This is a genomic window from Demequina mangrovi (genome assembly GCF_000759715.1).
Taxonomy (GTDB): domain Bacteria; phylum Actinomycetota; class Actinomycetes; order Actinomycetales; family Demequinaceae; genus Demequina; species Demequina mangrovi.
The window spans coordinates 21678-40768 of record NZ_BBLU01000003.1 but is presented as its reverse complement, the minus strand read 5'-3'; the positions used below and the strand labels follow the sequence as shown (position 1 = coordinate 40768).

Here is a 19091-nt window from a genome sequence, read left to right as displayed (position 1 = left end):
GCGCGACTACAGTTGACCCGTGGCATTGGTACTGGGACTCGAGAGCACCTGCGATGAGACGGGCGTCGCGCTCGTGGAGGACGGCGAGCTGCTCGCCGACGTCGTCGCGTCCAGCATGGACGAGCACGCGCGCTTCGGCGGCATCGTCCCCGAGGTCGCGTCGCGCGCGCATCTCGAGGCCGTGGTGCCCACGCTCGACGAGGCGCTGAGCCGCGCCGGCCGCACGCTCTCCGACGTCGACGCGGTCGCGGTGGCCTCGGGCCCCGGGCTGGTCGGCTCGCTGACCGTCGGCGTCTCCGCCGCGAAGGCGCTGTCGCTCGGCCTCGGACGCCCGCTCTACGGCGTCAACCACGTCATCGGCCACGCGGCCGTCGACCAGCTGGTGCATGGGCGGTTCCCGGACCGCACCATGGCGCTCGTGGTCTCGGGCGGGCACACGTCGCTGCTCATGGTCGACGACATCGCGACCAACGTCACCGAGCTGGGCCACACGCTGGACGATGCGGCGGGCGAGGCCTTCGACAAGGTCGGGCGCCTGCTGGGCCTGCCGTACCCGGGCGGCCCGCACGTCGACCGCCTCGCGCGCGAGGGCGATCCCGAGGCGATCCCGTTCCCGCGCGGCCTGTCGCGGCCCAAGGACATGGTCCACCACGCCTACGACTTCTCCTTCTCCGGGCTCAAGACCGCCGTCGCGCGCTGGGTCGAGGCCCGCCGCGCCTCGGGCCAGGACATCCCCGTCGAGGACGTGTGCGCGAGCTTCGCCGCCGCGGTCGCCGACGTCCTGGTGACCAAGACCCTCAACGCATGCCGCGAGCACGACGTCGAGACCCTCGTCATCGGCGGCGGCTTCTCCGCCAACAGCCAGCTGCGCGAGCTCGCGCAGGCGCGCGGCGAGGCGGCGGGCATCGACGTCCGCATCCCGCCGCTGCGCTACTGCACCGACAACGGCGCGATGATCGCCGCGCTCGGCTCCGCCGTGGTCGAGGCGGGCGTGAAGCCCAGCACGCTCGGCATCGGCGTCGACTCCTCGATGCCGCTGTCGACCATCACGGTCTGATGCGCATCGCCGCGGTCCTCGCTGCGGTGGCCCTGCTCGCGGGGTGCACGTCGCAGGGGGACGATGCGGCCGCGTCCCCGGAGGCGGCCTCGCCCGTCGCGACGGTCGCCACGCCCCCCGCCGAGGCGCGCGCCTCGTCCACGCCGACCCCCTCGCCCACGCCCACCGAGGCGCCGGTCGAGACCCTCGCCTGGGGGCCGACCGTCGAGGAGTGGGAGGACGCGCTCGCGACCGCGCAGGCGCTGCCGCTGCGCCGTGCGGCGGGCCAGGTGATGATCCTCGACCTCTACTCGTCGGATCCGGACGCCGCGGCGGCGCTCGTGCGCGAGACCCACGCCGGCGGCGTGATCCTCATGGGCGGCGCCGCGCCCTCAGCGGAGGCGGTCGCGGCGCTGGCCGCCGGCGTGCAGCAGGCGGACGACAGGACCTGGCCCGTGTGGGTCTCCGCCGACGAGGAAGGCGGCGTGGTGTCGCGCCTCGCGAGCGCGGTGCCGAGCCTGCCCGGCTTCATGGCCGCGGGCGCGGCGACCGACAAGGCGGCGGTGACCGCGGCGTACGCCTCGCAGGGGGCGGACCTCCGCGCGCTGGGCGTCAACGTCGACCTCGCGCCGGTCGCGGACGTCACCATCGGACCCGCCGACCCGATCATCCGCTCGCGCAGCGCCGGCTCCGACCCGGCGGAGGTCGCGCGCACCGTGACCGCGGCGGTCGAGGGCTACCTCGGCGGCGGCGTGATCCCGGTGATCAAGCACTTCCCCGGCCACGGCTCCGTCACCGTCGACTCGCACGAGGCGCTGCCGGTGCAGGAGCGGGGCCTCAAGGCGCTCGCGCGCACCGATCTCGAGCCCTTCGCCGCGGCGATCGATGCGGGCGCGCCGGCGGTCATGGTCGGCCACATCGCGGTGCCCGCGTGGGGCGACGGCCCCGCGACGCTCGAGCACGAGGCGTACGCGTACCTGCGAGAGGAGCTCGGCTTCACGGGAGCCGCCGTGACCGATGCGCTGAACATGGGCGCGGTGACGTCCGGCCGCGCCGCGGGCGAGGCGGCGGTCGACGCGCTCGCCGCCGGCGCCGACGTGCTCGTCATGCCCGCCGACGCCGATGCGGCGATCCGCGCGGTGGTCGCGGCGGTACGCGACGGCGGCCTTGCGCGCGCCCGGCTCGACGAGGCGGCCGCGAGGTCGATCCTGCTCATGCGGTGGGCGGGCGGCCTCGATGCGTCCGGTCCGGAGCCGGCCTACGGCCGTGCCCTGGCGATCGCCGGCACCACGGTCGCGACGGCGGACTGCGAGACGCCGCTCGTGGGCCGGCGTGCGCGGATCGTCTCCGGATCGGACGAGGCGCGGCGCACCCTCTCGCGGATGCTCGAGGCCGCGGGGGTCGAGGTGGGCGAGCGCGGCACGTCCGTCGCGCTGGTGTCCTCGGGGCGCACCGCGGCGACCGCGGACGTGGTGGTCTCTCTCGGCGACCCGTGGGGGCTCTTCGGCTCCGATGCGCGGGCGTACGTCGCGACCTACGGTTCCTCGCGCGCGGCGCTCGCGGGCCTCACGCGGGTGCTGGTCGGAGAGGCCGAGCCCGGCGGCTCCTGGCCCGTCGACATGGGCGACGCCCCGTACCCCGTGTGCGCGGTCAGCGGGGGCTGAGCGGCTCGAGCGTGCTCCGGGCCTCCTGGGCGACCGCCTCGGCGACCGCGGTGAGGTCCGCCGAGTGGACGCGCCACTGCTGCCAGTGGAGCGCGACCTCGAGCGACGGCTCGCCGAGGTCCACCAGCGCGTGGCCCGTGCGCTGGGACGGCGGCAGCAGGCCCCACCCCAGGCCGAGCGCGATGGCCTGGGCGAACTCCGCCGAGGACGGGACCTGGTGGCGCGGGGGCGCCGCCCCGGGGGAACGCGCGTCGAGCCAGCGGCTCTGCAGGTCGTCGCGGCGGTCGAAGTCGACCACGGGGGCCAGGCGGAGCGCCTCGTCCGTCGCGCCGTCGGGGAACCAGCGCGCCGCGAAGCCCGGCGCGGCGACCGCGCGGTAGGCCATGCGCCCGAGCGCCGTCACCGTGCACCCGGGGACGGCGGCCGCGCGCGTGGTGACCGCCGCCACCACCGCGCCCTGGGCGAGGAGCTCGGCCGTGTAGGACTCGTCCTCGCGGTGAAGGTGGACCGTGCTGCCCAGCTCGGGTGCGACGCGTGCGAGGGGCGCGAGCAGCCAGGTCGCGAGCGAGTCCGCGTTCACGGCGATCCGCAGCGGCGCGGGGCGGTCCTCGGGGATGCCGAGCGTCGATGCCGCCTCGGACTCGAGCAGGGAGACCTGACGTCCGTAGCGCACCACGGCCTCGCCCGCCTCGGTGGCGCGGGCAGGGCGCGAGCGGATGAGGAGCACCTGCCCCGTGAGCCGCTCGAGCGTCGCGATGCGCTGGCTCACGGCGGGCTGGGTGACGTGGAGCGTGCGTGCCGCGGCCTCGAGCGACCCCTCGTCGACGACGGCAGCCAGCGTCTGCGCGAGGTCGGCGGGGATCTTCATATAAGCAACGCTAATGCACAGTCCACAATTGTTAATAGTGCTGTGGAGAACCTGCGGATAACGTGTCGCCATGACCTACCTCGTCGGGCTCGGGCTCGGGCTCTCGCTGATCGTCGCGATCGGGGCCCAGAACGTCTTCGTGCTGCGCCAGGGGCTCCGCCGCGAGCACGTGCTGCTGGTGGTGACGATCTGCACGCTCTCGGACGCCGTGCTCATCGCGGCGGGCGTCGCCGGGGTCGGCGCGGCTGTGGAGAACGTGCCGTGGCTCGTGTCAGGCGCACGGTGGGCGGGCGCCGCCTTCCTGCTGGGCTACGCCGCGCTCGCGGCCCGGCGTGCGCTCCGTCCCGCAGGCGAGACGCTCGACGCGCACGATGCCCCGGCGGCCGCCGCATCGTCCGGCGCGGTCGCCGCCACGTGCCTCGCGCTGACCTGGCTCAACCCGCACGTCTACCTCGACACCGTGGTGCTGCTGGGGACGGTGGCGTCGACGCACGAGGCGCGCTGGCTCTTCGCCGCCGGGGCTGTGACGGGCAGCGCGCTGTGGTTCGCGGGCCTCGGCTTCGGCGCGCGCCTGCTGTCCGGGGTCCTGGCGCGCCCGGGCGCGTGGAGGGTGCTCGACGGCGCGATCGCGGCCGTGATGGCGGTGCTCGCGGTGTCGCTCGTCGCCGGCGCCTGAGTGCCTAGGCTGGCCTCATGGCACGGATCACGGAGGCCCAGGTCGCGGAGGTGCGGCGTCGCGTCGAGGCGGGGGAGCGACGCATCGACGTCGCCGAGGCGCTCGGGATCTCGAAGGCGAGCGTCGACTCGATCATGACGGGTCGCCGCGGCGGGCCGTCGAAGCGGTCCGGGACGCTGACCGACGACGTCAAGGCGCGGATTCGCGAGCTCGCCTCGACCGGGATGTCCCAGAGCGCGATCGCGCGCGAGGTGGGCACCAGTCAGCAGATGGTGTCCAAGCTCCTCAAGGAGCAGCCGGCAGGCTAGCCCAGCGTCGGTCCCACCAGCTCCGCCATGCGGCGGATGGTCGGCGCGGCGTGCGAGAAGAACCGGAAGTACCCGGGGCACAGGTGGTTGAGGCCGGGCTCGCCGTCGGCCGTGGTGTCGAAGCGATCCTTGGGGCAGCCGCCGTGGCAGGCCCATCGCACGGGGCATTCCGCGCACTGCCGCGGCAGGCCGGTGCGCTTGGCCTGGCCGAAGGCGCGCTGCTCGGGCGACTGGAGCATCGACTGCAGCGACCGCTCCGCGACGTTGCCGAGCTTGTATCCCGGCTCGACGAAGTGATCGCACGCGTACACGTCGCCGGAGTGCTCCACCGCGAGCGCGCCGCCGCACTCGGGCGCGTGCACGCACATCGAGTACTGGCCGAGCGCGTTGCCGAGCATGACGTCGAAGTGCTGAACGAAGACTGTGCCGACGTCGTGTGCGGCCCACTCGTCGAAGATCGTCGCGAGGAACTCGCCCCACGCCGCCGGGTCCACGCTCCGCGACGTGACCGCGTCACCCTCCTGGCGGTAGAGGATGCGGGTGCCGTTGCCGTCCTTCCAGCCCTGCTCCGCGATCGGGAGCTGCTCCCGGGTCACGCGCTCGACGATCGGGATGAACTGCACGTGCCGCGCGCCGAGGGTGTCGCGGAAGTAGCGGTACACCTCGAGCCCGTGGTCCTGGTTGGCCGCGTGCACGGTGCAGAGGATGTTGTACTCGACGCCGTGGCGCCGGAGGATCTCGTGCCCGCGCATCACCTGCGCGTGCGTCGCCCTCCCGGCCTTGTTGACGCGGTAGGCGTCGTGCAGGTGCGCGGGCCCGTCGACGCTCAGCCCGATGAGGAAGCCGTTCGCCGCGAGGAACTCGCCCCACGCATCGTCCAGCAGGGTGCCGTTGGTCTGCAGCGTGTGCCGCACGGTCTGCTGAGGGCGGCGCAGCTGCTCCGCGAGCTCGACAGCGCGCCGGAAGAACGGGATCCCGCGCATCGTCGGCTCGCCGCCCTGCCACGCGATCTCGACCTCGCCGTCGGGCTGCGAGCGCAGCAGGTTCGCGAGGTAGGACTCGAGGCCGGCCTCGGTCATGCGCTGGCCGTCGCCGTCGTACAGCAGCTCCTTGGACAGGAAGAAGCAGTACGTGCAGTCGAGGTTGCACGCCGCGCCGGTCGGCTTGGCCAGGACCGTGAACGGCAGCCTGCGGCGCCCGCCGGCGGTCAGCGGGTCCAGGCCGGGGACGGCGACGACGACGGGGCTCTGGGGCGCGGGCGAATCGGACATACGGTGACAATTCTACGGGGAGGGGGGCGGGGTGAGGCGGGACCGGAGGTCCGGGAAGCACGATGCGGCCGCCCACGTCGCCGTGGACGGCCGCATCGTTCACGCTCGGGTCAGGAGACCCAGCCGCGGAGGTTCTCCTCCATCTCGGCGTTCTTGCGCTCGAGCTCAGCCGCGAGCTCGGCGGCCTTCTCGGGGTTGCTGTCGAGGATGTCGTACGACTCGCTCGGGTCGGCCTCGAGGTCGAACAGCCAGGGACCCTTCACGTGCGCACCGATGGTGAACGTGTCGCCGCTCATCGTGTAGAGGTACGGCGTGCGCGCGTGGTACTTGTACCGGCCGTCGCTGACCGCCATCAGCTCGCTGCCGGCGTAGTAGTAGTAGTACTCGCTGACCTCGTCGCTCTCGCCCGCGAGCAGCGGCGCCATGGACGAGCCGTCGAGAACGCGGTCCGTGGGTGCCTCGATGTCGAGCCAGTCCAGCAGGGTCGGCATGAGGTCGGTGCCCATGGTCATGGTGTCGATCGTCTGACCGCCCTCGACGCCGTCGGGCCAGTGGACGAGGAACGGCACCAGCTGGCCGCCCTCGTAGACCATGCCCTTGCGGCCGCGGTTGTCGCCCGCGTCGCCCTGGAACCACGGGCCGTTGTCGCTCGTGACGATGATGATCGTGTTGTCGAGCTGGTCGGTGGCCTCGAGCTCGTCGACGATGCGGCCGATGCCGTCGTCGAGGCCCTCGACGATGTCGCCGTACAGGCCGGCGTCGGAGCGGCCCTCGTTCTCCTCCGCCGCGAACAGGGGCTCGTGCGGGAAGTTGTGGGCGAAGTACAGGAAGAACGGGTCGTCGGACTCGGCGGCGTCGCCGATGAAGTCGACCGCGGCGTCCGTGTAGAACGCGTCGAGCTCGGTCTGGTCGACGGTCTCGAGCAGCACCTCCTCGTCCTGGTAGATCGAGAACGGCGCCATGTCGTTCGAGTACAGCGAGCCGAGGAACGAGTCGAAGCCGAAGTCGTTCGGCTTCGAGCCCTCGGTGTCGCCGATGTGCCACTTGCCGATCATGCCCGTGTCGTAGCCCGACGCCTGGAGGACGTCGGGGATGGTGATCTCGGCCTGCGTGAGCCCGTGCGCGTCCGCCATGACGTTCATGAGGTTCATCGCGCCGGAGCTGGGGAACAGCACCTCGGGGACGCCGGCGCGGGGCGCGAGGCGCCCGGTCAGCATGGCGGCGCGCGACGGCGTGCACACTGCCGACGGCGAGTGGTAGTTCGTCAGCACCGCGCCGTCCTCGGCGAGGGAGTCGAGGTTCGGCGTCTTGATGGGCGTCTCGCCCATGAAGCCCAGGTCCTCGTAGCCGAGGTCGTCGTAGTAGACGAGCAGCACGTTGGGCGCCTCGCCCGAGGACGTGGTGCCGGCGAGCGCGTCGAGGTACTCGTCCTTGGACGCCTCGTGCTCGGGCGAGTTGTCGGGGCTGGAGGTGAGCGCCTTGACCGCGACGTATCCGCCGCCGGCCACCACGGCGGCGCCGGGCAGCGCGAGCGTCAGGCCGGTCGCCTTGAGGATGCGCTTGCCGCGGCTGCGCTTGGCCGGCGTCTCGACGGTGGTGGTCTCGGCGGCTGCCTGCTCAGCCGAGGTCTGCTCGGCGGCTGCCCGCTCGACCGGGGCCTGCTCGGCGCCGGCCTGCGCGGCGTTCTCGGGCGTGCCCTCCGGGGGCGTTGCTGATGACATCGTCGTCCTCTCGTGCTTCATCTCTCAGCGCGGCGCCGAACGCGCGCCGCATGCTGGTGAAAGATGCTAAACCAATTTCCACCGCATGGTGGACGTTGTGCGGCGAGGCGAGCGCGGGGCCGGTCGAGGGCCCTCTCCGGGGCGCGCTACGCGGGCTCGACGAGCAGTGCGGCGTGGCGCCCCTCGAGGCGCGTGAGCACGAGCGTCGCGCGCTGTGATCCCTTGAGCCTGAGGCGCGGGCGCAGCTGCTCCGGGGTGAGGTCGACGCCTCGCTTCTTGATGTCGACGGTGCCGACGTCGCGGCTGCGCAGCTCCCTGGCGAGGGCCTTGACGTCGAGCGGCAGGCGCTCGAGGACGCGGTAGGCCCGCGCGAACGGCGTCTCGACCGGCACGTCGGCGGTGAGGTAGGCGATGGACGGGTCCACGAGGTGGGCGTCGAGCTCGTCGGCGAGCACGCCGATCAGCCCCGCGCGGATCACCGCGCCGTCAGGCTCGAGCAGCCACTCGCCCAGCGGGCCCGAGCCGGCGCGGTCCGTCGGCCCCGCGATCTCATGCTCCTCGTCGCCGCGGATCACGAGCGCCGCGTGCCCCGTGCGGCGGGCCGCGTCGCCCGCCCAGAGCCCGACCTCGACCACGTCGCCGTCGATGCTCACCCACTGCGCCTCCATGTCCTCGGGGATCGCCTCGTGGGGGAGCGCGGGGCCGGCCTTCACGCCGAGCGCGCGCACCTCGTGTCGGAGGTCGAGCACCGCGTCGAGCCGCGGGGAGTAGTCGGCCGGATCGTGCCGTCGCCCTCGCGCGTTCCGTCGCGCCGGGTCGGCGAAGATCCCGTCGACCGTCACGGAGGCGAGCCCGGCGAGCGAGTCGCCGTGCACCACCCGGGCGAGCGGCCACGGGGAGAGGTTGTGGGCGGCGAGCACCGCGGTGGCCTCGTCCGCCTCGAACGCGACCACGCCGAGGCCGCGTCGCGCGATCGCCATGGCGTCCGTGCCGAGGCCCGCCGTGAGGTCGGCGACCTTGCGGCAGTGGGCCTCCGCGAAGCGTGCGGCGTGGAGCCGGGAGACGGCCGCGCGTGAGGCCTGCTCGAGCCCTGCGCGATGGAAGGCCATCGCGTCGACCGCGTCGCCGAGGCGGGGGCGGGCCTCCTCGCGCAGCTCCGCGAGCGTGAGCGCGGCCGCGACCAGCGCCGGTGCGTGGCCCTCCCTCCTCAGCCGGCCCGACACGGCGAGGGCGTCGCGCGGGGCGACGTCGCGCAGCGAGGCGGCGAGCTCGAGGCAGGCCTCGCTCACCGTGAGGCGAGCGGTGACGGGGTCCATCCCCGGATCATCTCACCCGCCGGAGACGCTCCGACGCTCGTTAGCACTCTCGTGTCCCGAGTGCTAGATTGAGGGTGCTCTCACGAGCGCGGATCCAGGATCGACCCCCGCGACGGCGATCCCGCGGATCCGCACCCACATACTTCGAGTACGGAAGGTGAGGTCCGCAGTGTCGGTCTCCATCAAGCCTCTGGAGGACAAGGTTGTTGTCAAGGCCGCCGCGGCCGAGACCACGACGGCGTCCGGCCTCGTGATCCCTGACACCGCCAAGGAGAAGCCCCAGGAGGGCGAGGTCGTGGCGGTGGGCCCGGGTCGCATCGACGACAACGGCAACCGTGTCCCCGTCGACGTCACCGTCGGCGACAAGGTGATCTACAGCAAGTACGGCGGCACCGAGGTCAAGTACGCCGGTGAGGAGTACCTCATCCTCTCGGCGCGCGACCTGCTCGCCATCGTCGGCTGACAAGCCGCTTCTTCGCACGGGCCTCGGGGCGTCAGCCCCGGGGCCCGTCGTCGTTCCCGGGTCGGCGCCCGCTGCGCCGACCTGTGACATGCGAACGCCGCATCGTCCTCCATGGACGATGCGGCGTTCGCGTCTGTCAGCTGGCCTGCTTGAGGCGCCCGGCGAGGATCGCGTGACGCTCATCCTCGCTCAGCCCGCCCCAGACCCCGAACGGCTCGCGTGCCTGGAGCGAGCGCTCGCGGCACGTGTCGAGCACCGGGCATCCTGCGCAGTACTCCTTGGCGGTCTCGGCGCGGCGTCGACGCGCCGCCCCTCGTTCGCCCTCCGGGTGGAAGAACAGGTCGGGATCGGCGTCCCGGCATGAACCTTCGTACTGCCACTCCCACTGGTCCTGAGTAGGTGCGGGCAGTTTCGCCACGGCCTCCATCGCGCCCCCTTTTTGGGTTGTCTCGATTCTCCCCACGAGCGGCGCCATTGCCGCTCAGAATCGTTGCTGGTCGTCCTTCTCATGTGTCCGACAGTCGGCTTGTGGCCGGTGCCGTTCACGTCCCCCCACCGCCATTCATAACATCGTCCCTGGTGGATGGGAAGGCCCGATTTGACCAATTCCCGTCACTTTTTTACGCGTGTCAATTGCCTCCAGGGGGAAGCGTGACGGCAATCGCGACGTATTGTCCGACAAAATTCGATCTACCAGGCACTTTGCCGCCCGTTCTCCTGTGAGCGCTCTCACGCGGCGAGGCGGCTCGAAGTGAGGCGAGCCTTACTTCTGGCGTTCGGCCGTCCGCGCGCGCCGTCGACCGGTGCGGCGCCGATACGAGGGCGCCGGGGCCGTGCTGTCGGCCCTCTTCGCGGCACTTAGACTCTGCTTATGGCGCCCCTTGAGAACGACCCGTTCGCCTTCACCGGCCTGACCTACGACGACGTGCTCCTCCTTCCGGGCGAGTCCGACGTGATCCCGTCCGAGGTGGACACCACCACGCAGCTCACCAAGGGCATCTCCGTGGCGGTGCCGCTGCTGTCCGCGGCGATGGACACCGTCACCGAGGCGCGGATGGCGATCGCGCTCGCGCGGCTCGGCGGCATGGGAGTGCTCCACCGGAACCTGTCGATCGAGGACCAGGCTCACCAGGTCGAGATCGTCAAGCGCTCCGAGTCGGGCATGATCACCGACCCTGTGACCGTGGGCCCCGACGCGACGCTCGAGGAGCTCGACGCCCTGTGCGCGAAGTACCGCGTCTCCGGCCTGCCGGTCGTCGACGGCGACCGTCGCCTGGTGGGCATCATCACCAACCGCGACCTGCGCTTCGTCAACCCGAGCGAGTTCGCGACCCGCCTGGTCAAGGACCAGATGACGGCGATGCCCCTCATCACCGCCCGTGAGGGCGTGTCGAACGCCGAGGCCGCCGACCTGCTCGCGAAGCACCGCGTCGAGAAGCTCCCGCTCGTCGACGCCGACGGCCGCCTCACCGGCCTCATCACCGTCAAGGACTTCGTCAAGACGGAGAAGTACCCGCTCGCGTCCAAGGACGCCGAGGGTCGCCTCCGCGTGGCCGCCGCCGTGGGCTTCTACGGCGACGCCTGGGAGCGCGCCACCGCGCTGGTCGAGGCCGACGTCGACGCGCTCGTCGTCGACACCGCGCACGGCCACGCCCGCAAGATGATCGAGATGATCCAGCGCCTCAAGTCCGACCCGGCGACCGCGCACGTCCAGGTCATCGGCGGCAACGTCGCGACCCGCGAGGGCGCGCAGGCGCTCGTCGACGCAGGCGTGGACGCCGTCAAGGTGGGCGTGGGCCCCGGCTCGATCTGCACCACCCGCGTGGTCGCCGGCGTCGGCGTGCCGCAGGTCACCGCCGTCCACGAGGCGTGGAAGGCGGCGCACCCCTCGGGCGTGCCGGTCATCGCCGACGGCGGCCTCCAGTACTCGGGCGACATCGCCAAGGCCATGGTGGCCGGCGCATCGTCCGTCATGCTCGGCTCGCTGTTCGCGGGCTGCGCGGAGACCCCGGGCGACCTGGTGCTGGTCAACGGCAAGCAGTTCAAGAGCTATCGCGGCATGGGGTCGATGGGGGCGATGGCCTCGCGCGGCCGCGTGTCCTACTCCAAGGACCGCTACTTCCAGGCCGATGCGCCCAGCGACGACGACCTCATCCCCGAGGGCATCGAGGGTCGGGTGCCCTACAAGGGCCCGCTGTCGTCGGTGGTCCGTCAGCTCGTCGGCGGCCTCGGCCAGTCGATGTTCTACGTCGGCGCGCGCAGCATCCCCGAGCTCCAGGCCAAGGGCAAGTTCGTGCGCATCACCCCCGCGGGCCTCAAGGAGTCCCACCCCCACGACGTGCAGATCACGGTCGAGGCGCCCAACTACTCCGGTCGCGGCTAGCGCCGCGGCCCGCGCGTGGACCTCGCCTGGCAGACGCTCGCGATCCTGGCGGTCGTCGCGCTGCTGGCGGGGTTCCTCGACACGCTCGCGGGAGGGGGCGGGCTGCTGACGCTGCCCGCCCTGCTCCTCGCGGGGGTGCCTCCGCTGCAGGCGCTCGGCACCAACAAGCTCCAGGGGTCCTTCGGCACCGGCATGGCGACGTGGCAGGTGATCCGCCGCCGTCGCGTGCGATGGTCCGATGCGCGCTGGCCGATGCTCTGGGCCTTCCTCGGGTCCGTCGCGGGCTCGGTGGCCATCCAGTTCGCGGACCCCGAGCCGCTGCGGGTCATCATCCCCGTGGTGCTCGCGGTGATCGCCGCCTACTTCGCCTTCGTGCCCAAGGCGCATCAGCCGCCCGACCGTGAGCGGATGTCGGCCGCGCCCTACGAGGCGACCGTGGTGCCGGCGATCGGCGCGTACGACGGCGCCTTCGGGCCCGGCACGGGCTCGCTCTTCGCGCTCGCGGGCGTGACGCTGCGGGCGCAGTCGCTCGTGCGGTCGACCGCGGTGGCCAAGACGCTCAACTTCGCGACCAACGTCGCGTCTCTGCTGGTCTTCGCCTTCGCGGGGCAGATCGCGTGGGCGGTCGGCGGCGCGATGATCGGCGGCCAGCTGGTGGGCTCCTACGTCGCCTCGCACGTGCTGTTCAAGGTGAACCCCGTGGTGCTGCGCGTGCTCATCGTGGTGATGAGCGTGGGGATGCTGGTCCGCTACCTCCTCGCCTAGCCCTCCGATTCCCAATGACAGATGTGACAGATGTGACCGGCGTGCTCGCCGACGTCAGTCCCACCCGTCACATCTGTCATTGGGAGTCGACCGGGGTCAGGGGTAGAGGCCCCGCAGGCGATGGGCCTCCGTGACGCGCTGGACCGCGAGGGCCGTGGCCGCCTCGCGGTACGAGAGCCCGTGCGCGCCCGCGTAGTCGACCACGTCGTGCCACGCGCGCGTCATGCGCTCCTCGAGCCGGTCATTCACGTCGCGTTCCGACCACTGGTACGCCTGGTTCGCCTGCACCCACTCGAAGTACGACACGACCACGCCGCCCGCGTTCGCCAGGATGTCCGGCACCACGAGGACCCCGGCGTCGTTGAGGATCGCATCGGCCTCGCGCGTGGTGGGGCCGTTCGCGCCCTCGACCACGATGCTCGCCCGCACCCGACCGGCGTTCTCGGCGGTGAGGACCCCCTCGACTGCAGCCGGGACCACGAGGTCGACGTCGAGCGTGAGGATGGAGGCGGGGTCGATCGCCTCGGTGCCCTCGAAGCCCTCGACCGAGCCGTGGCGCTCCGCGTGCTCGGACAGGCGACCGATGTCGAGCCCGCGCTCGTCGTACACCGCGCCGTCGATGTCGCTCACCGCGAGCACCTTGACCCCCGCGGCGGCGAGGAAGCGCGCGGCGTCCCGGCCGACCTTGCCGAAGCCCTGCACCGAGGCGGTGGTCCGCGACGGGTCCATCCCGCGTGCGGCGAGCGCCATCAGCGCGATGTGCGCGACCCCGCGCGACGTCGCCGAGGCGCGTCCGTACGAGCCGCCGAGGCTCACGGGCTTGCCCGTCACCACGCCCGGCACGGTGTGGCCCATCGCGGCGGAGTAGGTGTCCATCATCCACGCCATCGTGCGCTCGTCGGTGCCGATGTCCGGCGCCGGGATGTCCTTGGTCGGGCCGATGATGGGCAGGATCTCCGAGGTGTAGCGGCGGGTGACGCGCTCGAGCTCGGCCTGCGAGTGCTCGCGTGGATCGATGGCGATGCCGCCCTTCGCGCCGCCGTACGGCACGTCGACGAGCGCGCACTTCCATGTCATCCACATGGCGAGCGCGCGCACCTCGTCGAGGTCGACCGAGGGGGAGTAGCGCAGGCCGCCCTTGGCGGGGCCGCGCGAGAAGTTGTGCTGCACCCGGTAGCCCGAGTAGACGGCGATCGAGCCGTCATCGCGGCGCAGCGGGACGCTCACCATGAGCTCGCGTCGCGGGGTGGTGAGCATCTTCTTGATGCCGCCGTTGATGCCGAGGTGCTCCAGCGCGTTGTCGAGCTGGGAGAGCGCATCGGTGAGAGGGCCGGCCCCTGTAGGGGCGGCGGCCTCCGTGGTGGACCACGTCATTGTGACCTCCGGGTAGGTGTGTCCTCCGACACTATCCCCGGATCCGGGCGTCGCTGACCGCCGCGAGGGCGAGCGGAAGGCTCGGGCATGGCCCGCGCGTACAGTCCCGCCGGACGATGCGCCTCGTCCGACGGCTCGCGCCCTTCGGCGGATTAGAAGAGCAGGCCGGCGCCGCCCTCGTCTGCGCCACCCGGCGAGGCCAGCGCGAGCGCGGGGGCGGCCACGGGCCAGATCGGGTCGGGCAGGTCGTCCGTGGTGCCCTTCGACTTGAGCCATGCGCCGAAGCGGACGGCCCAGTCGTGGTGGGCGGCGGCCTGGAGGTCGTGCAGCGAGTCCAGGGAGGTCTCCCGCATGGTCGGGTGGGCCGAGGCGAGCGCCTGGACAAGGTCGAGCGTCGCGAGGACGTCCGCATCCGCGGCGTGGAGATCGTCCGCATCCACCTTGACCGCGTACAGCGTGCACAGGTCGATGAGCTTGCGCTTGCCCTTGCGGTACTGATCGAGCTTGCGGTCCAGCACCAGCGGGTCGATCACCGGGCGCACCTCCTCGCGGTCGAGACGCGAGGCGAGCGAGGGCAGCCCGTGGCGCGCGAGCTCGTGCTCGAGCAGCGTGAGGTCGAACTGCGCGTTGAAGGCCACCACCGGGAAGCCCGCGTCGAGCGCCTCCGCCAGCAGCGACGCGATCTCCTCGAGCGCCTCCGGGGGCTGGACGCCCTCGGCGCGCGCCTTCTCCGTCGAGATGCCGTGCACCGCGCTCGCGGAGGCCGGGATGTCGACCCCCGGGTCGATCAGCCACGTGCGGGTGGTGACCTCGTCCCCGCGTCGCGTGATCACCGCCGCGGTGACGATGCGGTCGGTCGCGGTGGACACGCCCGTCGTCTCGGTGTCGAAGCCCACCATGGTCTCGTCGAGCCAGCTCATGGTCCTAGCCTGGCACGCCCGTCCGACACCCGGCGCACACCTGTCCACAGGCGGGTCCCGCATCGTCCCGTGTGTGCGCAGGTGTACGGGCGATAGGCTAGTGGCCCGTGAGCAACGAGATCGAGATCGGCCGCGGCAAGCGCGGACGCCGCGCCTATTCCTTCGACGACATCGCGGTGGTGCCCTCGCGGCGCACGCGCGACCCGAAGGTGGTGAGCCTCGGCTGGCAGATCGACGCCTTCCAGTTCGAGATCCCCGTCATCGGCGCGCCCATGGACTCCGTGATGAGCCCGGCGACGGCGATCGCTCTCGGCAACGCCGGCGGCCTCGGCGTGCTCGACCTCGAGGGCCTGTGGACCCGGTACGAGGACCCCGCCGCGGTGTTCGAGGAGATCGCCGCTCTGGATCCGGCGGACGCCACCGCGCGCATGCAGGAGCTCTACCGCGAGCCCATCAAGGACGAGCTCATCACCGCGCGCCTCCAGGAGATCCGCGCGGCCGGCGTGGTCGTGGCGGGCGCGCTCAGCCCGCAGCGCACGCAGGAGCACTACGAGACGGTGCTCAAGGCCGGCGTGGACCTCTTCGTCATCCGCGGCACCACGGTGTCCGCCGAGCACGTCTCCGACGGCGCCGAGCCGCTCAACCTCAAGAAGTTCATCTACGACCTCGACGTCCCCGTGATCGTCGGCGGCGCCTCGACCTACCAGGCGGCCCTGCACCTCATGCGCACCGGCGCGGCGGGCGTGCTTGTCGGCTTCGGCGGCGGTGCGGCGCAGACCACGCGCACCACGCTCGGCATCCACGCGCCCATGGCGACCGCGGTGTCCGACGTCGCCGCCGCGCGTCGCGACTACCTCGACGAGTCGGGCGGCCGCTACGTGCACGTCATCGCGGACGGCGGCCTGGGCCGCTCGGGCGACATCGTCAAGGCGATCGCGTGCGGCGCGGACGCGATCATGCTCGGCGCGGCGCTCGCGCGCGCAGAGGAGGCGCCCGGCGCCGGCTTCCACTGGGGTCCCGAGGCGCACCACTCGGAGCTGCCGCGCGGCGAGCGCGTCCACGTGGGCACGACGGGCACCCTCGACGAGATCCTCTTCGGCCCCGGCACGCACGCCGACGGCACGTCGAACCTCATGGGCGCGCTGCGCCGGTCGATGGCCACCACCGGCTACTCGGACCTCAAGGAGTTCCAGCGCGTCGACATCGTGGTCAGCCCGTACCAGGCGGGCTGATCTCGGCCCGTCCGGGGCTGGCGACGGCACCGCTCCCCCGAATGGGGCGCTGACGGGCGCTCTCGCGCCTCGCGTGCGCGCCATGGGGCGCTGACGGTCGCCGGCGCCGGGAGCCTCAGCGCGGGGGCAGGACCGTGAGCGCCTGGACGGTGGCCCCGCGCGGGCGCAGCTCAGCGACGGCCGCGCTCACGGACGGCAGCGGGCCCACGAGCATCGTGATCCCTCCGGCGGCGTCGTCGTGACGATGCACGCTCACCTCGGCGGGCACCTCGGGCTCGGACGGGATCCCGGTGAGGACCGCGACGGCCCTCACGCCCGCATCGTCCGCCCGGACGAGCGCCACCGACACCACGACCGCGAGCCGCTCGAGCGTGCGGACCAGCACCTGCGCGAGGCGCTCGGACGCCGCGAACTCGACCGACATGGTGCCGCGGCCGTCGTGCACGTCGAGCGTCGACACCGAGCCGAAGCTCACGCCCCGCTCGGAGAAGACCCCGGTGAGGGCTGCGGACGCGCCGGAGCGGTCCTCGACCTCGATGAAGGCGAACCAGCGCTGGGTGATCGTGCTCATCGCGCACCGCCTCCCCATGCGACCAGGGACTCGTTGATGGACTGGGCGACCTCCCACAGCACGCGCGTCTCGTCGGGAGCGAGGTCGTCGAGCAGCACCTTCGACCAGCCCTCGGGGCCGACCGCGACGGGCACGCCCAGCACCCCGCGCCACGGGATCCCGCCCAGCTCGATCTCGCCGTCGAGCAGCACCTGGCCGGCCACCACGATGTCGCGGCCGTCGAGCACCGTGCGGATGAGGTCGACGGTCGCATTGGCGGTGCCGTACGCGGTCTTGGCGCCGCTCTGGTGCGTGAGGTAGGGCCGGATCACCGCCTGGATGTCCGGCGGGTAGGTGTCGATCGCGGCGAAGGCCCCACGGACGTCCGGCTCCCCGGCGACGCGCTGCTTCGCGGCGGTCACCTCGGAGCGGAACGAGGCGAGGGTCCGCTCGCCGCGCAGGCGGTCGACGATCTCGGCGCGCTCGTCCGGGTCGAGGCCGCGGAGCCGCACGCTCGACCACAGCGGCACCATCCGGTCGCCGTGCTGGCCCGCGACGAAGCCGCCCACCCGTTGGCGGCGGATCCCCAGCGTCGCCGCGATCTCGCGGCGGAAGCGCAGCGTGTCGAGCCATGCGCCCATGCCGATGACGCGGTGGCGGCCTAGGCGGCGCGCGAAGACCTCGACCGCGAGCTCGACCGGGTTGGAGACGACGATCACGACCTCGTGGCCGGAGCCGTGCGCGGCGAGGGCGTCGGCGTACTGCTCGAACAAGCGCCGGTTGCCCTCGGCGAGCTTGTCGCGGTCGACCACCTGGCCGGTCCCCGTCGGCACGGTGGCGCCGGCGGCGATGACGATGACGTCGGCGACCACGTCCTCGGGTCGGGTCGCGACGTCGATGTGGGGCGCGCGCTCGTCGTGCGCGTCGATGAGGTCGACGCGCAGCCCGTGGATCGCGTCGCCCGAGGCGCCGCCCTCCCGTCCGACCAGCTGCAGACGGCTCGTGGGCCCCAGCTCACCGTGCTCGATCAGGGATCCGCAGATCGCCCGGCCGATGTCCCCGGTGGCTCCGACGATCGCGACATCCATGCGGAAAAGGGTACGCGGGCCGTGTGTCGCGGGTGTTGCCGCGTGCCCGAGAGGTCAGGGGTCGGGCCGCTCGATCGCGACGAACTCGCCGGTGTACATCCCCATCGCGCACGAGTACCGGTAGGTCCCCGTCTCCGTCGGCGTGAACTCCACCGTCTCCGCGTCGAACAGCACCATCAGCCGGTCGAGCCCGAGCGATGGCGCGTCGATCGCGCTCTGGCAGCCCTGGTAGACCGGCTCGAGCGTCCACGCGACGGGCTCGTCGACATAGACCACCGTGGTCGCCGGCGAGTAGCCGTCGTCCACCACCTGGGTCGTGACGTGCTGGACACCGCCGACGTCGCTCACGTTCGGGGTGCGCTCGGTGGCGGTCACGGCGGTCGTGCCGAGGCCCGGAGCCAGCTGCGTGATCGCGCCGGAGGCCGTCACCAGCGCGAACGCGATCACGGCGACGCCGATGCCCCTCAGCACGCGCCCGGCCCCAGGACGGCGGGACGTTGCGGCGGCCCCGGCAGCCGCACCTGCGGCGAGCAGGCCCGGCGTGGTGCCGATCGCGAACAGGCCCATGACCAGTGCGCCCTCGCGGGCGCTCCCCGTGGACAGCGCGTACACCTGCACCGCCTGCGTGAACCCGCACGGCAGGAAGAAGGTCGCGGCGCCCATGCCGAGCGCGCGCGGCGTACCGCCCCGCGCATCGTCCGCCGAGGCGCCGCGCACCCAGGCGCCCCAGCGGCCCGGCAGCGAGAGCTGCCAGGCGGCGACCCGAGGCGAGGTCTCGGTGAGGCGGACCCCCACGATGGCCATGACCGACGCCGCGAGCAGGACCACGACGGCGAGCAGGAGCCCCGACGGCGCGAGCGAGCGGCCCACGAGCCCGATGACCGCGCCGAGCGCGGTGAACCCCACGATCCGCCCGCCGTTAAAGGCGAGATGCGGGCGCAGTCGGGCGATGCCGGAGGCGCGCGACGGGACCGACGCCGCGAGCGAGACCACGAGCCCGCCGACCAGGGCCATGCATGTCGACACCGAGGCCGCGACACCGAGTCCGAGCACCACCACCGCCGAGCCCGCGGAGGCGCCGGAGGTGAGGTCCTGCACGCGGGAGGCGAGCCCGAGCGTCCAGGCGGCCGCCGCGAGCATCCCGACGACCGCGACTGCGACCAGGAGGTCGCGCCACACGAAGGGGTCGCGGTTGAGCCACGGGCGCGTGCCGACCGAGTACGGGGTGTCCGCGAGCGCGGCGTCCACGTCGGCGTCGGAGGGGAGGCTGCGGCCCGCGATGGCAAGGCGGCCCGCGCGTCGATCCGCGCTCGCGGACTCGATCCCGGGGAGGCCCAGCACCGCCGCGGTCACGGTGCGCTCGCACGCCGCGCAGGTCATGCCTGCGATCGGGACGGTGCGTTCGCTCACGGGGACTCTCCTTCGGGTGAGTCCATTAAGCATCAGCGACGGGCGC

18 protein-coding genes are annotated in these 19091 nt (G+C 72.7%); 8 read left to right on the top strand and 10 right to left on the bottom strand.

Going from position 1 to position 19091, the window contains the following annotated elements; translation table 11 throughout:
• Nucleotides 1-19 precede the first annotated feature (19 nt).
• Nucleotides 20-1057, top strand: a complete 1038-nt coding sequence (gene tsaD, locus TR42_RS03440; protein WP_042213095.1) for a tRNA (adenosine(37)-N6)-threonylcarbamoyltransferase complex transferase subunit TsaD — start codon at nucleotides 20-22, stop codon at nucleotides 1055-1057.
• Nucleotides 1057-2700 (top strand): glycoside hydrolase family 3 N-terminal domain-containing protein, encoded by a 1644-nt coding sequence (locus TR42_RS03435; RefSeq protein WP_052405560.1) that lies wholly within the window; start codon nucleotides 1057-1059, stop codon nucleotides 2698-2700. The genes tsaD and TR42_RS03435 overlap by 1 nt, the downstream gene beginning before the upstream one ends.
• Here the strand turns inward: TR42_RS03435 and TR42_RS03430 are convergent.
• The gene (locus TR42_RS03430; protein WP_042213094.1) at nucleotides 2687-3568 is read right to left on the bottom strand and encodes an ArgP/LysG family DNA-binding transcriptional regulator; all 882 of its coding nucleotides are present in this window, start codon (nucleotides 3566-3568) and stop codon (nucleotides 2687-2689) included. The genes TR42_RS03435 and TR42_RS03430 overlap by 14 nt on opposite strands.
• Before the next feature lie 70 nt (nucleotides 3569-3638).
• Between TR42_RS03430 and TR42_RS03425 the strand changes: the two genes are divergently transcribed.
• Together TR42_RS03425 and TR42_RS14520 are read left to right on the top strand one after the other, a co-directional pair.
• Entirely contained in the window at nucleotides 3639-4244 is a 606-nt protein-coding gene (locus tag TR42_RS03425) for a LysE/ArgO family amino acid transporter (protein ID WP_042213092.1), read from the top strand.
• Nucleotides 4245-4261: 17 nt separating this feature from the next.
• A complete protein-coding gene (locus TR42_RS14520; protein WP_042213090.1) occupies nucleotides 4262-4552 on the top strand; it encodes a hypothetical protein in 291 nt (96 codons plus the stop codon).
• On the opposite strand, the gene TR42_RS03415 is transcribed toward TR42_RS14520, so the two are convergent.
• The 3 genes from TR42_RS03415 to TR42_RS03405 form a co-directional block, all read right to left on the bottom strand.
• Nucleotides 4549-5823, bottom strand: coding sequence for an anaerobic sulfatase maturase (locus TR42_RS03415; RefSeq protein WP_042213089.1), 1275 nt, complete (start codon nucleotides 5821-5823; stop codon nucleotides 4549-4551). The two genes, TR42_RS14520 and TR42_RS03415, sit on opposite strands and share 4 nt — an antisense overlap.
• 110 nt (nucleotides 5824-5933) lie before the next feature.
• Entirely contained in the window at nucleotides 5934-7544 is a 1611-nt protein-coding gene (locus tag TR42_RS03410; protein ID WP_143058905.1) for a sulfatase family protein, read from the bottom strand.
• A gap of 146 nt (nucleotides 7545-7690) precedes the next feature.
• Nucleotides 7691-8860, bottom strand: coding sequence for a THUMP-like domain-containing protein (locus tag TR42_RS03405; protein WP_042213087.1), 1170 nt, complete (start codon nucleotides 8858-8860; stop codon nucleotides 7691-7693).
• 169 nt (nucleotides 8861-9029) lie between these two features.
• Between TR42_RS03405 and groES the strand changes: the two genes are divergently transcribed.
• Complete coding sequence (gene groES / locus TR42_RS03400; RefSeq protein WP_042213085.1) at nucleotides 9030-9323, top strand: co-chaperone GroES; 294 nt, start codon at nucleotides 9030-9032, stop codon at nucleotides 9321-9323.
• A 136-nt stretch (nucleotides 9324-9459) separates the two neighbouring features.
• Here the strand turns inward: groES and TR42_RS03395 are convergent, their stop codons facing one another.
• Entirely contained in the window at nucleotides 9460-9750 is a 291-nt protein-coding gene (locus TR42_RS03395; protein WP_042213425.1) for a WhiB family transcriptional regulator, read from the bottom strand.
• Nucleotides 9751-10194: 444 nt separating this feature from the next.
• On the opposite strand from TR42_RS03395, the gene guaB reads away from it, so the two are divergent.
• Nucleotides 10195-11706 carry an IMP dehydrogenase gene (guaB, locus tag TR42_RS03390; protein ID WP_042213084.1) on the top strand — a complete coding sequence of 504 codons (1512 nt, stop codon included), beginning with the start codon at nucleotides 10195-10197 and terminating at the stop codon, nucleotides 11704-11706.
• Between the two features lie 15 nt (nucleotides 11707-11721).
• Nucleotides 11722-12471, top strand: coding sequence for a TSUP family transporter (locus tag TR42_RS03385; RefSeq protein ID WP_042213082.1), 750 nt, complete (start codon nucleotides 11722-11724; stop codon nucleotides 12469-12471).
• A 96-nt stretch (nucleotides 12472-12567) separates the two neighbouring features.
• On the opposite strand, the gene TR42_RS03380 is transcribed toward TR42_RS03385, so the two are convergent.
• Together TR42_RS03380 and TR42_RS03375 are read right to left on the bottom strand one after the other, a co-directional pair.
• Nucleotides 12568-13845 (bottom strand): Glu/Leu/Phe/Val family dehydrogenase, encoded by a 1278-nt coding sequence (locus TR42_RS03380; RefSeq protein ID WP_042213080.1) that lies wholly within the window; start codon nucleotides 13843-13845, stop codon nucleotides 12568-12570.
• 152 nt (nucleotides 13846-13997) lie between these two features.
• On the bottom strand, nucleotides 13998-14765 hold the full coding sequence (locus TR42_RS03375; RefSeq protein ID WP_042213078.1) for an exonuclease domain-containing protein: 768 nt from the start codon (nucleotides 14763-14765) through the stop codon (nucleotides 13998-14000).
• A 107-nt stretch (nucleotides 14766-14872) separates the two neighbouring features.
• Between TR42_RS03375 and TR42_RS03370 the strand changes: the two genes are divergently transcribed.
• Nucleotides 14873-15997: a GuaB3 family IMP dehydrogenase-related protein gene (locus TR42_RS03370; RefSeq protein ID WP_042213076.1), complete on the top strand. Its 1125-nt coding sequence runs from the start codon at nucleotides 14873-14875 to the stop codon at nucleotides 15995-15997.
• A gap of 115 nt (nucleotides 15998-16112) precedes the next feature.
• On the opposite strand, the gene TR42_RS03365 is transcribed toward TR42_RS03370, so the two are convergent.
• The 3 genes from TR42_RS03365 to TR42_RS03355 are packed head-to-tail and all read right to left on the bottom strand — an operon-like array spanning nucleotide 16113 to nucleotide 19045.
• Nucleotides 16113-16568 (bottom strand): hypothetical protein, encoded by a 456-nt coding sequence (locus tag TR42_RS03365; RefSeq protein WP_042213074.1) that lies wholly within the window; start codon nucleotides 16566-16568, stop codon nucleotides 16113-16115.
• Nucleotides 16565-17635: a malate dehydrogenase gene (locus tag TR42_RS03360; RefSeq protein WP_042213073.1), complete on the bottom strand. Its 1071-nt coding sequence runs from the start codon at nucleotides 17633-17635 to the stop codon at nucleotides 16565-16567. Before TR42_RS03360 ends, TR42_RS03365 begins: the two co-directional genes overlap by 4 nt.
• 54 nt (nucleotides 17636-17689) lie before the next feature.
• On the bottom strand, nucleotides 17690-19045 hold the full coding sequence (locus TR42_RS03355; protein WP_042213071.1) for an urease accessory protein UreH domain-containing protein: 1356 nt from the start codon (nucleotides 19043-19045) through the stop codon (nucleotides 17690-17692).
• Between the last annotated feature and the right edge of the window lie 46 nt (nucleotides 19046-19091).